The following is a 15,919-nucleotide window of genomic DNA, read 5'->3' on the forward strand; positions in this document are numbered from 1 at the left end:
GCTTGTAGGAATTTTCCAGACGCGGCTGTCATCCGGTGCTGGCTATACTCATCTGTCGACTCAAGGTGATGATCCATGTCCGACCGTTTCCAACTCGTATCGCCGTATTCCCCGGCCGGCGACCAGCCGCAGGCGATCGAGAAGCTGGTGACCGGCTTCGAGGCCGGACTGGCCAAGCAGACCCTGCTCGGGGTGACCGGTTCGGGCAAGACCTACACCATCGCCAACGTGGTCGAGGCGATCCAGAAGCCGACCCTGGTGATGGCGCCGAACAAGACCCTGGCGGCGCAGCTGTACGGCGAGTTCAAGGCGTTCTTCCCGAACAACGCGGTCGAGTACTTCGTCAGCTATTACGACTACTACCAGCCGGAGGCCTACGTGCCGTCGTCGGACACCTTCATCGAGAAGGACAGTTCGATCAACGAGCACATCGAGCAGATGCGCCTTGCCGCGACCAAGACGCTGCTGTCGCGCCGCGACGCGCTGGTGGTGGCCACGGTGTCGGCGATCTACGGCCTGGGCGCGCCGGAGGACTACCTGTCGCTGCGCCTGATCCTGTCGATCGGCGAGCACATCGAGCAGCGCCAGCTGATCAAGCACCTGACCGACCTGCAGTACACCCGCAACGAATACGAGCTGCACCGCGGCACGTTTCGCGTGCGTGGCGAAGTCATCGACGTGTTTCCTGCCGAGTCGGACAGCGAGGCGCTGCGCATCGAGCTGTTCGACGGCGACGTCGAGCAGCTGACCCTGTTCGATCCGCTGACCGGCGAGACCCTGCGCAAGCTGCAGCGTTACACGGTCTATCCGAAGACCCACTACGCCACCACCCGCGAGCGCACGCTCAGCGCCGTGGACACGATCAAGATCGAGCTGAAGGAGCGGCTGGAGCAGCTGTACGCGCAGAACAAGCTGGTCGAGGCGCAGCGGCTGGCGCAGCGCACCCAGTTCGACCTGGAGATGATGGCCGAGGTCGGCTACTGCAACGGCATCGAAAACTACTCGCGGCATCTCACCGGCAAGGCCGCGGGCGAGCCGCCGCCGACCCTGTTCGACTATCTGCCGGCCGATGCGCTGCTGGTCGTCGACGAATCGCATGTCACCGTCCCGCAGATCGGTGCGATGTACAAGGGCGACCGCTCGCGCAAGGAGACGCTCGTGGAATTCGGCTTCCGTCTGCCTTCGGCGCTGGACAACCGGCCGCTGCGCTTCGAGGAATGGGAGGCGCGTTCGCCACGCAGCATCTATGTCTCGGCCACGCCCGGTCCGTACGAGCTGCGCGAGTCGGCCGGCGAGATCACCGAACTGGTGGTGCGCCCGACCGGACTGATCGATCCGGAAGTGGAGATCCGACCGGTCGGCACCCAGGTCGACGACCTGCTGTCGGAGATCGGGCTGCGCGTGGCGTTGGGCGATCGCGTGCTGGTCACCACGCTGACCAAGCGCATGGCCGAGAACCTCACTGAGTACCTGGGCGAACACGGCGTCAAGGTGCGCTACCTGCACTCGGACATCGACACGGTCGAGCGCGTGGAGATCATCCGCGACCTGCGCCTGGGCAAGTTCGACGTACTGGTCGGCATCAACCTGCTGCGCGAGGGCCTGGACATGCCCGAGGTGTCGCTGGTGGCGATCCTGGATGCGGACAAGGAAGGCTTCCTGCGTTCCACCGGTTCGCTGATCCAGACCATCGGCCGAGCCGCCCGCAACCTGCGCGGCAAGGCGATCCTGTACGCGGACCGGATGACCCGCTCGATGCAGGCGGCGATCGACGAGACCGGACGTCGCCGCGAGAAGCAGGTGGAGTACAACCTCGAGCACGGCATCACCCCGAAGTCGGTGGCGCGGCCGATCGTCGACATCCTGGAGGGCGCGCGCGCCGACGGCGCGGTCGAGGCCAAGTCCGGCAAGGGCAAGGGACGCCGGGTGGCGGAGGAGCCGGCCGACTACCGGATGCTGGAACCGGCCGAGGTGGCGTCCCGGCTCAAGGCGCTGGAACAGAAGATGTACCAGCACGCCCGCGACCTGGAGTTCGAGGACGCGGCGCGGGTGCGCGACCAGATCAAGAAGCTGCGCGACGCCAGCCTGGTCAGCTAGCCGCACGACAGCTGGCCTCGTCCTCGCGGCTATTGTTCTTGGCCGCAAGGTGGGCTAAGATTCGCGCCCCTGCAGCGGTATGTCCGCAGCAGCGATGGGCGGTTAGCTCAGCGGTAGAGCACTACCTTGACATGGTAGGGGTCACAGGTTCGAACCCTGTACCGCCCACCACGACATGCAGGCGATGCACTCGTGGAGCACAACAGGCCGGCGCTCGCCGGCTTTTTTGTTGCCTATCGTCCAGCGCAGGGCAGGGCGATCGCGCGCTGGCGGCGGGTGGCCCTGGCGCCCGGCTTGCTTTAGCATCAGGCCGACGATCAGGCGAGGAGGCCGTACGCATGATGGAATATCATCATACGATTCAAGTCAAAGGACGTTACCAGCTGGTGGCGTTGACGCGCGAACCGGAATACAGCCCCGCCAACGTGGTCGGCTATACCGTCACCACCGCGGGTGGCGCGCGCCTGGACTCGCACGACATGTCCTGGGACGAGGCGCGGGTCTGGATGGATACCCTGGTCGAGCAGGACGGCGGCGGCGTCAGCGTCGAAAAAAAGCCGTCGAAGAGCAAGTCGAGCACCCGGCGCCGAAGCTAGAATAGCCGCCAAGGTGCATCAGGGAGGATAGGGGCTTGTCGAATCGTAAGATCGTTGCGGCTGTGGTCGTCGTCGCACTCACTGCCGTTGTCGGCTATTTCCTGTCCGGCTACCTGGTGCTGCTGCTGCTCAAGCTGGATACGCGCCTGTTCGGACTGGGCACCTATTACGAATACGTGCATGCCATCGGCTTGCCGCAGGTCGCGCCCTTCGTCGGCAAGATCAAGTGGGCCGGCTACCTGGGCTTCGGCTTGCCCGGGTTGCTGTGCCTGCTGACGCTTGTACTGATGTTCAAGCCGCGCAAGCAGGCCTTGCACGGCGACGCCCGTTTCGCCGGTGCCGCCGACCTGGCCAAGCACGGCCTGTTCAAGCAGAGCGGCAACGGCATCGTGGTCGGCAAGTTCCGCGGCAAGCTGGTGCGCCTGAGCGGTCAGCAGTTCGTCATCCTGGCCGCGCCCACCCGTTCGGGCAAGGGCGTCGGCGTGGTGATCCCGAACCTGCTCGAATATCAGGAATCGGTGGTGGTCCTGGACATCAAGCAGGAAAACTTCGACCTCACCAGCGGTTGGCGCGCCAGTCAGGGGCAGGAGGTGTTCCTGTTCAACCCGTTCGCCGAGGACCGACGCACGCATCGATGGAATCCGCTCAGCTACGTGTCCGACGACCCCGCGTTCCGCGTCTCGGACCTGATGAGCATCGCCGCGATGCTGTATCCGGATGGATCGGACGACCAGAAATTCTGGGTCAGCCAGGCGCGCAACGCGTTCATGGCCTTCGCGCTGTACCTGTTCGAGAACTGGGACGACGAACGCAACATCGGCTTCCCGGGCGGCCTGGGCACCCCGACGCTGGGGGCGATCTACCGCCTGTCCTCGGGCGATGGCAGCGACCTGAAGAAATACCTGAAATCGCTGTCGGAACGGCGCTTCCTCAGCAGCAACGCCAAGTCGGCGTTCTCCAACATGCTGTCGCAGGCCGAGGAGACCTTCGCATCGATCCTGGGCACGCTGAAGGAGCCGCTCAATGCCTGGATCAACCCGGTGCTCGACGCGGCCACCAGCGACAACGACTTCCTGCTGACCGACCTGCGCAAGAAGAAGATGACCATCTACATCGGCATCCAGCCCAACAAGCTGGCCGAGAGCCGCCTGATCATCAACCTGTTCTTCAGCCAGATCATCAACCTCAACACCAAGGAACTGCCCAAGAGCAATCCGGCGTTGAAGTACCAATGCCTGCTGCTGATGGACGAGTTCACCGCGATCGGCAAGGTCGACATCATCGCCTCGGCGGTGTCATACATGGCCGGCTACAATGTCCGGCTTCTGCCGATCATCCAGAGCATGGCGCAGCTGGACGCAACCTATGGCAAGGACGTGTCGCGGACCATCATCACGAACCATGCACTGCAGATCCTCTACGCTCCGCGCGAGCAGCAGGACGCCAACGACTACTCGGAGATGCTCGGGTACACCACCTTCCGCAAACAGAATGTGACGCGCGGCAAGGACGTGACCCGCAGCGTGTCGGAAGAGAGGAGGGCGCTGATGCTGCCGCAGGAACTGAAGGCGATGGGGAACGATCACGAGGTGTTCCTGTACGAGGGCATCCCGCATCCGGTGAAGTGCGACAAGATCAAGTACTACAAGGACAGGCACTTCACCGCAAGGCTGAAGCCGAAGGTCAATGTGCCGACACTTTCCTTGTGACATAGGGTGACGTGGTTCGCAAAATTATTGGCAATCTGGCTGGATTGAACGCTTTTTTGCCAAAAGCTTGACGTGAGCATGGCCCTGCGGCACATTCTCGCGATGCTGGTGCGGGGCAATTGGCAATAGGAACAGGGGCGTGGGTTCCCAGGACGCACGCGAGGGTGACATGGAAAGTTTTCTGACAAATTCCGTTTTTCTCGGCGCTGAAAGCCTGTCCTCGGACGTCCTTCGTCTGCAGGAGCGCGTGCGTGCGCCGGATTTACGCGATCCCCGACGCTGTCATCGGGCTCTTGCGCCGACTGTGCCTCGCGCCGTGCCGTCCCTGTGGCGAAACCTGCAGTTCTCAGACCGTCGGCCGTTTGCCGGCCGTCCATCAAAAAACGTTTCCGCAATTTAGAGGCTCGCGTGAAAAGAACGCATATGTTTCGGATGATCGCCACTCTGAGCGCCGTTGCGCTGCTGAGCGCCTGTGCCACCAGGCCGGCGCCTGATTTCCGCGGCAGGTGGAAGCCGGTCAACCGGTTCTCCGAGTCGACGATGGAGATCCCGCTGTACTCCTCGTACGTGTATCAGGCGGTGCCGATGGACGGCACCCTGAAGACGATGCTCGAGCGCTGGGCCAAGGACTCGAACATGCAGTTGAGCTACAGCATCCAGTCCGACTACACGCTCTATGCGCCGGTGGCCAAGATCAACACCACGAGCATCCAGCAGGCGGTCGCCGAACTCAGCGTGGTCTATGCGCAGGAAGGCGTCACCGTCTCCGCTGCGGGCAACCGCATTCTCGTGCAGCCATCTTCTTCGCTGAGCGGGACTGCGGCGCCGGCCGGCGACGGCAACGCGAAGTGACTTTACTTTCGGAGGCCGTCCATGTGCCTCCGCAGCCACATTACGTAACTTGGTGAAGTCTGATGTTCGGTAAAAAACCAGTTGAGAGCGAAAGCGTCAACAAGGCGGTTGCAAAGGCTGTCAACTACGAGATCAGCATCGCTGATCTGGCGCGGCGCAGCGAGCGCCGCGCGTGGTGGGTCGCGTTCGGCGCGATCGTCATGTGCCTGCTGTTGGGCGGCGGCTATTACTACATGCTGCCGTTGAAGGAGAAGACTCCCTACCTAGTGATGGCCGATGCCTACACCGGCACTGCAACGGTCGCCGTTCTGCAGAACACCGGCGATGTGCGCAACATCACTGCAAGCGAGGCGCTGGCCAGAAGCAATGTGTCGCGCTTCATCACTGCTCGCGAATCCTACGATTTCGAGATGATGGGGCTCAACGACTGGAACACCGTCTTTGCGATGTCGGAGAAAGATGGCGCAGTTGCCAACGAGTATCGGGCGCTGCATGCGCCGAACAATCCATCTGCGCCTTATTTCATCTATGGCAAGGTCAGGTCCATCCGCGTCAATATCCTGAGCATCACCTTGCTGGGTGGTGCCGGCAAGCCCTATACCGGCGCCAATGTCCGCTTCCAGCGCAGCATATACGACAAGAAGTCGGGGCAGACCACGCTGCTGGACAATCGGTTCGCGATCATGGGCTTTCGCTACAACGGCAATCTGGCCATGTCCGATAACCTGCGAGTAGAGAATCCGCTGGGTTTTCAGGTGACTGATTACCGCGTCGACACGGACTATGCCTCGATTCCTGCACCGCCGCCGGCAGCGTTGCAGGCACCGGCAGTGCAGGCGGCACCCGTCGACCAGGCCATGCCGGCAGGCCAGCAACAGGTCATGCCGGGTCAGGTGCCGGGCCAGCCGATGGCGCAACCTGGTGCGCCGGGTGTCAATGGAACGGTCCCCGCTCAGCAGCAGGCTCCGGTAATGAACGCTGCCGGCGTGCCTGTGTATCCGGGCGCACAGCCCGCCCAAGCAGCGCCCGTGCCCAACGCTGCACCTCAGAACAATGGCAATGGAGCGAACGTTAGATGAGTTTCATGACTAAAAACGGCTCGGCGCGTCTGGCGTTGGCGGCCCTGGCTTTGGTTGCGCCGCTCGCGTCCGCTCAAGTTGTCCAGCAATACGAGTACGAAGCGGACAAGATCTACCAGGTGCGTACCGGACTCGGCATTACTACGCAGGTCGAGCTGAGCCCGAACGAAAAGATCCTCGATTACAGCACTGGTTTCACCAGTGGTTGGGAGTTGAGCCGTCGCGAGAACGTCTTCTATCTGAAGCCGAAGAACGTCGACGTCGACACCAATATGATGATCCGCACCGCGACCCATTCCTACATTCTGGAATTGAAGGTCGTGGCGACCGATTGGCAGCGGCTTGAGCAAGCCAAGCAGGCCGGCGTCCAGTACAAGGTGACCTTCGTCTATCCCAAGGACACCAGCTTCGCGGCTGCCAGCGAAGAGGTGAAGGACGAGTCGCAGATCGATACCAGGCTGTCCAAGGACAGGCACTACTACTTCGATTACGACTACTCGACGCGCTCGAAGCAGACCTGGATCGTGCCCAACAGTGTGTATGACGACGGCAAGTTCACCTATATCAAGATGGATCTCACCAGGTTCCCCACCGGCAATTTCCCGGCTGTGTTTGCGCGCGAAAAGGAAAATGACGAGGACTTCTTGGTCAACACGACGGTCGAGGGCAATACGCTGATCGTCCACGGGACCTATCCTTTCCTGGTTGTTCGCCACGGCAAGAACGTTGTCGGCTTGCGTAGGAATAAGCAAAAGTGAACTCAAACATACCTCCGTCTGACGAAAATAACGGCCACAACGAGGGCCAGCTTCCTCGTTCTCCGCAAGGCGGAGATGTGGGCAAGGAAAATCCCTACTTCGCCCGGCAACAGCAAACAGCGGATCCCGACCTCGATGCCAACGAACCGGTTCTGAGGTCCAGCGACCTGCAGAAGCTCAACCGGAAGGCGTTGCTGTTCCTGGGCGGCATCGCGTTGCTGCTGATCGTGGCCATTTTCTGGCTGGTTGGCGGAAGCGACTCGAAAGAGCCGCCGCCGAAGCCGCGCCAGGAGGCCGTGGTGGCGCCTGCGCTTCCGCAGACGGCACCATTGCCGACGCAACCCGCCGAGCCTGTGCCGTTGGCGCAGGAGCAGAGCCTGCCGCCGCTGCCACCAATGCCCACCGACAGCGATATCCGTAACGCGCCTGCTGCGCAGCAGGAGCGCGGTCCGTCGCTGCTCGAGCGGCGCATGGCGGGGATGCAGGATCCGGCTCAGGTAGGCGGCGGGCAGCAAGGGTTTGGCGGGATCCTGCCTCCTGGCGCGCAGCAGCCCGGCGCCGGCCAGGGACAGGACCAGGAAACCTCGGCGAAGCCGATCGCCAATCCTGACGGCCTGCTGGTGCGTGGCACCTATATCCGCTGCGTGCTCGAGACACGCATCATCAGCGATTTTGCGGGCTTCACCTCCTGCATCATCACCGAGCCGGTGTACTCCATCAACGGCAGGCGTTTGCTGTTGCCGAAGGGCTCCAAGCTGTTGGGTAAATACGATTCGGTCGAACCGACCGGGCCGCGCATGGAGGTCATCTGGGATCGGATCACCACGCCCACCGGTATCGATGTGTCGCTGATGGGGCCTGGTATCGACAACCTCGGCAGCTCAGGCCATCCGGGCCAGTACAACGCGCATTGGGCCAGCCGTATCTCTTCCGCCCTGATGATCAGCATGCTCAGCGATGCGTTCAAATGGGCGGCAGCCGAGCACGGTCCGCAGACCACGACGGTCGGTCTCAACTCCGGCCTGGTGACCGAGCAGCCGTTCGAGAGCAACACGGCGCGCGCGGTGCAGCGCATGGCCGACCAGGCGCTGGAGCGCTCGGGGCGCCGTCCTGCGACGGTGACGATCAACCAAGGCACCGTGGTCAGCGTCTATGTCGCCAAAGACGTGGATTTCACTGCCGTGCTCGCCCGCTGACAGCGAAGAGACAATCACGTGACGCTCGACGATTCACCAACCGCGCAGATATCTTCGGATTTCCTGGATTACCAGTACTCGGTGCTGGGCATCCTGGATTATCTGAATTCGCCGGAAGTGACGGAAATCTGCATCAACCGTCCCGGTGAGCTGTATCTGGAAACGCTGCGCGGTTGGCAGAAACTGGATATTCCGTCGCTGACCTTCGATCGTGCGCGCCAGTTCTGCACCGCGGTAGTCAACGAGAGCAACACGGGGCAGCGCATTACCGATACCGATCCGGTCGTGTCGCTTACGTTTCCGACCGGGCAGCGTGCGCAGTTCGTTATTCCGCCTGCGTGCGACGCGGGCAAGGTGTCGATCACGATCCGGTTGCCGTCCAAGCACACCAAGACCCTGGAGCAGTATCAGGAAGACGGCTTTTTCAAGGAGATCCTCGAGCAGGAAGCGGGTATCGGCGAGCAGGATCACGAACTGCTGGAACTGCGCAGGCAGCGCAATTATTCGGAGTTCTTCAAGAAGGCTGTGCTGTTCAAGAAGAACGTCGTCGTCGCCGGCGCCACCGGTAGCGGCAAGACCACATTCATGAAGTCGCTGGTGAATCATATTCCCAACGAAGAGCGCCTAGTCACGATCGAAGACGCGCGCGAGTTGTTCATCAGTCAGCCCAATACCGTGCATTTGCTCTACTCGAAAGGTGGACAAAGTGCGAGTAACGTGACGGCGAAAAGCTGCATGGAGGCTTGCCTGCGTATGAAGCCCGATCGCATCATCCTGGCGGAGTTGCGCGGCGACGAATCGTTCTACTTCATCAGAAATTGCGCATCCGGCCATCCGGGGTCGATCACCAGCTGTCACGCAGGCAGCATCGGCCAGACCTGGGACCAGCTCGCGTTGATGGTCAAGGCGTCGGCAGAGGGCTCGGGGCTGGAGTTCTCGGTCATCAAGCGCTTGCTGATGATGACGATCGATATCGTGGTGCATATTAAGTCGCATGCGGGTCGTCGCTATATCACGGGTATCGATTTTGATCCGGAGCGCACCCTTCATGGAAGCAAGTGAATTTGTTCACGAAAGTGATTGCTGAATCCTTGTCGGATTGACTTTGATTTTCTCTTCAGACACTATTAATTTGCGTGATCTGCGGCTGTATGGTTCTCAGGCCAATAGTCGACGGATATAGGAGGAATGACGGCATGTTGCCAGGCATGGAACTACTGAGCTGTCCCGAAATGGCAGTTCCGGCTGAAGTGATGCAGCACGTCGTGCGCGTCGAGTCGTCGCACAATCCGTTCGCGATCGGTGTCGTCGGGGGCCGCCTGGTGCGCCAGCCGCAGAATCTCTCCGAGGCCGTCGCCACGGCACGGATGCTCGAAGACAAGGGTTACAATTTTTCTCTCGGCCTGGGCCAGGTCAACCGCTACAACCTGCTCAAGTATGGGCTCGATTCGTACGAGAAGGCGTTCAAGACCTGCCCCAACCTGCAGGCGGCCTCACGGATTCTGGCCGAGTGCTATGGCCGCTCCGGCGGCAACTGGGGCAAGTCCTTCAGTTGCTATTACTCGGGCAATTTCGAGACCGGCTACAAGCACGGCTATGTGCAGAAGGTCTACGCATCCATCAATCAGGGCAGGGCGCTCGCCGTCGCGTCCGCCGAAGCCATCGCCGTCGTGCCGAACGGCGTTCACCGCCCGGCCCAGGCCGCCAAGGCCTCCGTCGTCCGCGAAATCGATTCGGTCGTCTCGCGTCGCATCGCAGGCGCCAACCAGCTTGCCAACGGTCTGGCTGCCCAGGTCCAGCCTTCTCCAGCCGCGGCTGCAGCGCCTGCCCAAGTGCATCCAGCAGCGCAGCTTTCCAATGCAGCACCGAATGCCGCCGCAGTGCGAATGGGTCAAGCGGCCGGCACCGATGCGGAACTATATGTAATACGCCCGACAAGCGCCGGCAAAGGAGTGGCGGTGCCTGCTGGTGGCGGAGCCGATCCAGCTTCGCAAGCATCTGTGGCCAGGGGTTCGGCCCTTGGTGGTTCCGCAGAGCCGGCCGTCCCGAGCTTGAATTCGCCACCGCTGGCCCCCGGCGATGGCGCCTTTGTCTTCTAGCGTAGGGAAGCAGCACCGCCATGGGAATGGCGTTTCCATCACCACCCCTCTGTTCCAATCAGGAGATACACCATGATGTCCAAGAAGAGCGAAATGACCACGGGCGCCAAGATGGCCGGCATGGCCGCGCTGAAGGCCGCCATTTTCGTAGGTTCGTTGCTGGTCGCCGGTGCGGCGATGGCGACGGGCGCGACCGATTACGCCGGTACCGACGGCAAGGTCTGTGGCTTCCTCACCAAGACCAACAATCTGCTCAACATGGGCTCGATCGCGGTCGTGACCATCGCCGTCATCGTCGCCGGCTACCAGATCGCGTTCGCACACAAGCGCATCTCGGATGTTTCGTCGATCCTGATCGGTGGCGTATTGATCGGAGCCGCGGGACAGCTGGCCAAGATGCTGATCGGCGACACCGGTTCCACCTGCTCGGCCACGACCATGAATCTCGTCCAGCAGGCGCTGCAGCACTATGCATAAAAACGTACTTTTCCGTGGCTGCACGCGCCCCGCCATGTTCATGGGGGTGCCCTACATCCCCTTTTTCATCGGCGCAGGTGGCGGCTTGCTGGCGGGAATGTACTTCGATCTTTGGTATCTGTTGTCGATCCCGGTGATTATCTTTGGGTTGCAGCAGATGACCAAGCGTGACGAGATGATATTCAGGATGCTTGGGCTGCGTTGGTTGTTCAGGATGCGCGTGCGCAACCTGCAGCGCTACTCCGGCGCCTGGGTGTTTTCCCCTAACGAATATCGGAGAAACGTGCCTGGCGCCAAGCCGTAAGTTCGGCATTGTGTCGGTGCCTGAACCCCATGCACGAACGAGTCGTTTCGTGCGTGGGGTTGTTCGGTTTTACCGTGTTGCATAAATTTTGTAGTAGGTACGCGTTCGACTACTCCCGGTTCGTCCGAATCGGGCCTTGGCAAGACGAAATGGATTCAGAGTAATTCCCTATGTTCATCCCAGACAGTTCGATCAGCGAGTTCATTCCCATCTCTACGCATGTAGCGCCATCGGTGCTCAAGACGACGGGTGGGGACTACATGTTGACCTGGCATTTGGGCGGGCTGCCTTTCGTCGGCCGCGAAGAGTGGGAAATCGAGCACCGCCACAACACCTTCAACCGCATGCTTCAGACCTTGCGCGCTCCCGACTTCGCCAACGTGGCCTTTTGGGTGCACGACGTGCGGCGTCGCCGCCGCATCAAGTCCCGCGGCAAGTTCCAGCAGACGTTCAATCAGGAATTGTCGGATCAGTACTACAGCGCGCTCTCATCGCAGAAGATCATGCAGAACGAGCTGTATCTGACCATGCTGTATCGCCCGGTCGTCACCGGGAAGCGCTTGATGGAAAAGTCGGCCAACCTGGCGCAGCTGCAGTCGGAGCAGGATCAGTCCATTGCCAAGATCGTGGAGCTGGCCGGCAACGTCGAGGCCGTGCTCAAGGACTACTCGCCGTATCGGCTGAGCATGTACGAGGCCAGCAACGGCGTCGTCTTTTCCGAAGCGCTGGAATTCTTCGGCTATCTGATCAACCGGATCGACGAGCCGGTGCCGGTCCTGCAGGCGCCGGTGCCTGCATACCTGCCGGTGAGCAAGCATATGTTTGCGAACAAGACCGGCGACTTCGTCATCAAGACACCCGAAGGCACCAATCATTTCGGCGCCATCCTGAATATCAAGGAATACACCGACGGTACGTATCCGGGCATTCTGAACGGGCTGAAGTACCTCGATTTCGAATACGTGGTAACGCATTCCTTCAGCCCGATGGGGCGTCACGATGCGCTGAAGGTGCTGGATCGGACCAAGGGCATGATGATCTCGTCCGGCGACAAGGCGGTCAGCCAGATCCATGAGCTGGACCTGGCGATGGATCAGCTGTCCTCGGGCAATTTCGTGCTCGGCGAGTACCACTTCACCATTGCGGTCTACGCCGACACCCAGGAAAAGCTTTCGCAACAGATCGCGACCACGCGCGCCGAACTGTCCAATGCCGGCTTCGTCTCTTCGAAGGAAGACCTGGCCATCGCCTCGTCGTTCTATTCGCAGCTTCCCGGCAACTGGCGCTATCGCACCCGTCTGGCAAACGTGAGTTCGCTGAACTTCCTGGGCCTGTCGCCGTTGCACAACTTCGCGCAGGGCAAGCGCGACAACAATCCGTGGGGCGAATGCGTCACCACTCTGCAGACCACCAACGGCCAGCCGTACTACTTCAATTTCCATGCGACGCACCCTGCGGAGAATTCGCTGGGCGAAAAGGCGATCGCCAATACGATGGTCATCGGCAAGTCCGGTACCGGTAAGACGGCATTGATCAACTTCCTGCTCAGTCAGGTGCAGAAGTTCGATCCGATCCCGACGATCTTCTTCTTCGACAAGGATCGCGGCGCCGAGATCTTCGTTCGCGCCTGCGGCGGCAATTATCTCGCGCTGGAGAATGGTCGCCCCACCGGCTTCAATCCGTTCCAGTGCGAGCGCAGCGAAGCCAACGTGCAGTTCCTGGCGGACCTGATCAAGGTGCTTGCCGGCAAGGCCGAGTACAGCTCGCGCGACGACGAGGACATCTTCCGTGCCGTCGAGGGCATGCTGGATACGCCGATGCAGCTGCGCAGCATGACCAATTTCCGCAAGAGCCTGCCCAACATGGGCGACGACGGCCTCTATGCGCGCATGCGCAAATGGACCGCGGGCAACTCGCTGGGTTGGGTATTCGACAATCCGGTCGATACCATCAATCTGGAAAAGGCCAGCATCATCGGCTTCGACTACACCGACGTCATCGATAACCCGGAAGTGCGCGTACCGGTCATCAACTACCTGTTGCACCGGCTCGAGGCTTTGATCGACGGGCGTCCGTTGATCTACGTGATGGACGAGTTCTGGAAGATCCTGGACGGCAAGGGCGGCCTCAAGGAATTCGCCAAGAACAAGCAGAAGACCATTCGTAAGCAGAACGGCCTGGGCATCTTCGCCACGCAGAGTCCGGAAGATGCATTGGCCAGCGACATTTCCGCGGCGCTGGTCGAGCAGACCGCCACGATGATCCTGCTGCCCAATCCGAACGCGAGCAAGGAAGACTACATGGAGGGCCTCAAACTGACCGAGGCCGAGTACCAGGTGGTCGTCAATCTGGACGAGCGCTCGCGCTGTTTCCTGGTCAAGCAGGGCCACGGCTCGTCCGTCTGCCAGCTCAACCTGAGGGGCATGGACGACGCGCTGTCGGTCATTTCGGCATCCACCGACAACATCGAAATCATGCACCAGGTGCTCGAGCAGAAAGCGGCCGAGCACGGGGTGGCGCAGAATGACTTGCGGCCCGAGCAATGGCTAAGCGAGTTCTATGCCAAGCGGAAGGGGTCGGGCAAGTCTGCGAATAGGCCCTCGGCATCCGACAGCAAGGGCGCCGCGGCGCTCGCCTGATCGATGCATTCCCCGAAAAATCGTTTCGTTCTACATGACTGGCTGTGAGGTCTATATGGACAACAATATGAAATCCTTCGCTCGATTCCGTCTGCTGACGATTGCTTGCGTTCTGTGTGCTTCGGCGCCGTCGACCGCGTTCGCGCAGTGGTGGGTGCAAGACGACAAGCAGATCGAGGAGAACAAGACCAACACGGATACACTCGACAAGAAGCTCGACAAGATCCGCGAAGACAACCAGATCGGCGCCAAGCCCTCTGGGGATAAGCCCAGCGGCGAGGAGGTTGAGGCGTTGAAAGATGGCGACACGAAGCCGAAAAAGGTCGAGGAGGACTACGGCATCGCCAACTGTGCAGGAGCCCAGGGCACACCAGTCTCAGACGAGCAAAAGACCAACTGCGAGCTGATGCAGAAGACTAGGAACGCTCAGTACAACTACATGGTTGCCATGTACGAGATCACGACCAAGCGGCTGCAGCGCCTCCGCGATCTGGAGAAAGAGCGCAACAACATCGCAGAGAACGAGATCGGCAAGCTGGAGGACAACACCAACAAGCTGATCGCGCTTAAGACCTTGATGGATATCGATCGTCAGCAGATGGAATCTGCGATGTTCGCGTACGAGATCCGGCTCAAGTATCTGCAGAAAGAGCAGGCCGACCAGACCGATGCCGCGATGAAGGGCAAGAAGAAGAGCCCCAATGGTTGGTTCGAGGACTTGCCTGGTCCGATCGCCGATCTGGCCAAGGCATCTGTGGCCGGTATGGTGATGAAGGGAGCGCTCGAAGGTGTCAAGAGCAGCAAGCCGTCCGGGATGCAAACGCTGAGCTTCGAAAAGTGAAGCGAAACCGCTTGAAATATGTCGCTCGCTCATTGTGCATGGATGTGCCGCCCAAGCCCATCTCCGAATTGAACAAAGGTTCGGGTGCTACCTCGCCCGCATGGAAGATCCAACATGTTTAACACGACCACTGGTTTTATGGATGCCGCACTTGGTGGGGCGCTCAGCTCCTTTCTTGGCAACATGGCCAACTATGCGTTCTTTTCGCTGATCAACGATTATTTGCGCGACGAGATCGACATCTTCCAATGGGCGCTTCTGCAGCGCACCACGATGTGGATGGGTGCCATCGCATTGACCGTGCTGACCTTGTGGATCCTGTTGCAGGGGTATCGGATTGTCACAGGCCAGGCGCGCGATTCGGCGATGGCGATGGTGGTGACAGCGCTGCGCGCCACGTTGATCATCGCCTTGGCAACCAGCATGGCAACTGGCTCCTCCAAGCTGTACTGGACGCTGACCGATGGACTGAGCAAGGAGATCACCCAGGTAGTCACCGGTGATGACGACAGTCCTTACGACAAGATCGACCAGAACCTTCTGCTCATGCAGACGGCATTGGCGAGTATCGATGCGTTGCAAGCGGCCGGCAACAAGGAGCAGGAGGACGACAAGACCCGGGCGCGCTGGTTCATGGGTCTGGGCATCGCCGGACCGGGCGTGGTCGCCGGCTCGATGCTGCTGCTGAACAAGATCGCGATGGCGCTGTTCATTGGTTTTGGGCCGCTGTTCATCATGTGTCTGCTATTCAATGCCACGAAGCAGCTCTTCAGCAAATGGCTGTATTACGGAATCGGTACGGTTTTTTCGTTGTCGGTATTGAGCGTGATGGTCGCGATCACCACCAAAGTGGTGGGGGCAGTGGCTTTGGCATTCGTTACCAAATGGGCTGCAAATGGTTGGAGTCTTTCCGGCGAGGGCATCAGCAGCATGTCGCTGCAGCAAGGAGGGTTGGGCTTGGTGATGACGACACTGGTTGTGACTGCGCCCCCGATGGCGGCTGCATTCTTCCAAGGCGTGCTGGGCCAGTTCAGTCCGTACTCGGCGATGGGTGCTGGTGGTGGTGCGGCTGCTGTGCCGGCTGGGCCTGGAGGTTCGTTCGTCCCTCGGACTCCTCAGGCTCAAAATAACAACCTTTCAGAATTGAATTCTGGGCAACAGCCGCAAGGGCAAGGTGCGCGAGTCGCCATGAATACTTCTACGCCCGATTCAGGTTCTACTGGAGTTATGGGGGCTGCAAATCGACCTCGGAATCAAGATTTAGGTTAATTG

The 15,919-nt window shown here is 60.5% G+C and carries 14 protein-coding genes and 1 tRNA gene; all 15 read left to right on the plus strand.

The features are described 5' to 3' along the window. Nucleotides 1-75 precede the first annotated feature (75 nt). The 15 genes from uvrB (at nt 76) to H9658_RS00330 (ending at nt 15,916) form a co-directional block, all read left to right on the plus strand. The gene (gene uvrB, locus H9658_RS00260; RefSeq protein ID WP_191823960.1) at nt 76-2,097 is read left to right on the plus strand and encodes an excinuclease ABC subunit UvrB; all 2,022 of its coding nucleotides are present in this window, start codon (nt 76-78) and stop codon (nt 2,095-2,097) included. A 96-nt stretch (nt 2,098-2,193) separates the two neighbouring features. Next, nucleotides 2,194-2,268 (plus strand) — tRNA-Val (locus tag H9658_RS00265). 167 nt (nt 2,269-2,435) lie between these two features. Beyond that, complete coding sequence (locus H9658_RS00270; RefSeq protein ID WP_191823961.1) at nt 2,436-2,693, plus strand: hypothetical protein; 258 nt, start codon at nt 2,436-2,438, stop codon at nt 2,691-2,693. Between the two features lie 35 nt (nt 2,694-2,728). Continuing rightward, entirely contained in the window at nt 2,729-4,402 is a 1,674-nt protein-coding gene (locus H9658_RS00275; protein ID WP_191823962.1) for a type IV secretory system conjugative DNA transfer family protein, read from the plus strand. Between the two features lie 423 nt (nt 4,403-4,825). Continuing rightward, entirely contained in the window at nt 4,826-5,254 is a 429-nt protein-coding gene (locus H9658_RS00280; RefSeq protein WP_179565412.1) for a hypothetical protein, read from the plus strand. 62 nt (nt 5,255-5,316) lie between these two features. Beyond that, nucleotides 5,317-6,333: a virB8 family protein gene (locus H9658_RS00285; RefSeq protein WP_191823963.1), complete on the plus strand. Its 1,017-nt coding sequence runs from the start codon at nt 5,317-5,319 to the stop codon at nt 6,331-6,333. Beyond that, entirely contained in the window at nt 6,330-7,091 is a 762-nt protein-coding gene (locus tag H9658_RS00290) for a TrbG/VirB9 family P-type conjugative transfer protein (protein ID WP_179565408.1), read from the plus strand. The genes H9658_RS00285 and H9658_RS00290 overlap by 4 nt, the downstream gene beginning before the upstream one ends. Next, nucleotides 7,088-8,287: a TrbI/VirB10 family protein gene (locus H9658_RS00295; protein ID WP_179565406.1), complete on the plus strand. Its 1,200-nt coding sequence runs from the start codon at nt 7,088-7,090 to the stop codon at nt 8,285-8,287. Before H9658_RS00290 ends, H9658_RS00295 begins: the two co-directional genes overlap by 4 nt. Before the next feature lie 18 nt (nt 8,288-8,305). Next, nucleotides 8,306-9,349 (plus strand): P-type DNA transfer ATPase VirB11, encoded by a 1,044-nt coding sequence (gene virB11 / locus H9658_RS00300; protein ID WP_179565404.1) that lies wholly within the window; start codon nt 8,306-8,308, stop codon nt 9,347-9,349. A gap of 146 nt (nt 9,350-9,495) precedes the next feature. Continuing rightward, nucleotides 9,496-10,386 (plus strand): lytic transglycosylase domain-containing protein, encoded by an 891-nt coding sequence (locus H9658_RS00305; protein ID WP_191824256.1) that lies wholly within the window; start codon nt 9,496-9,498, stop codon nt 10,384-10,386. A gap of 75 nt (nt 10,387-10,461) precedes the next feature. Continuing rightward, entirely contained in the window at nt 10,462-10,863 is a 402-nt protein-coding gene (locus tag H9658_RS00310; protein ID WP_179565684.1) for a TrbC/VirB2 family protein, read from the plus strand. After that, nucleotides 10,856-11,167 carry a type IV secretion system protein VirB3 gene (locus H9658_RS00315; RefSeq protein WP_179565400.1) on the plus strand — a complete coding sequence of 104 codons (312 nt, stop codon included), beginning with the start codon at nt 10,856-10,858 and terminating at the stop codon, nt 11,165-11,167. The genes H9658_RS00310 and H9658_RS00315 overlap by 8 nt, the downstream gene beginning before the upstream one ends. Before the next feature lie 170 nt (nt 11,168-11,337). Then, nucleotides 11,338-13,806 (plus strand): VirB4 family type IV secretion/conjugal transfer ATPase, encoded by a 2,469-nt coding sequence (locus tag H9658_RS00320; protein WP_179565398.1) that lies wholly within the window; start codon nt 11,338-11,340, stop codon nt 13,804-13,806. Between the two features lie 67 nt (nt 13,807-13,873). Next, entirely contained in the window at nt 13,874-14,647 is a 774-nt protein-coding gene (locus tag H9658_RS00325; RefSeq protein ID WP_179565396.1) for a hypothetical protein, read from the plus strand. A gap of 114 nt (nt 14,648-14,761) precedes the next feature. Further along, the gene (locus H9658_RS00330) at nt 14,762-15,916 is read left to right on the plus strand and encodes a type IV secretion system protein (RefSeq protein WP_406848090.1); all 1,155 of its coding nucleotides are present in this window, start codon (nt 14,762-14,764) and stop codon (nt 15,914-15,916) included. Nucleotides 15,917-15,919 lie beyond the last annotated feature (3 nt).

The sequence above is a fragment of the Xanthomonas bonasiae genome (assembly GCF_014836395.1).
GTDB lineage: Bacteria > Pseudomonadota > Gammaproteobacteria > Xanthomonadales > Xanthomonadaceae > Xanthomonas_A > Xanthomonas_A bonasiae.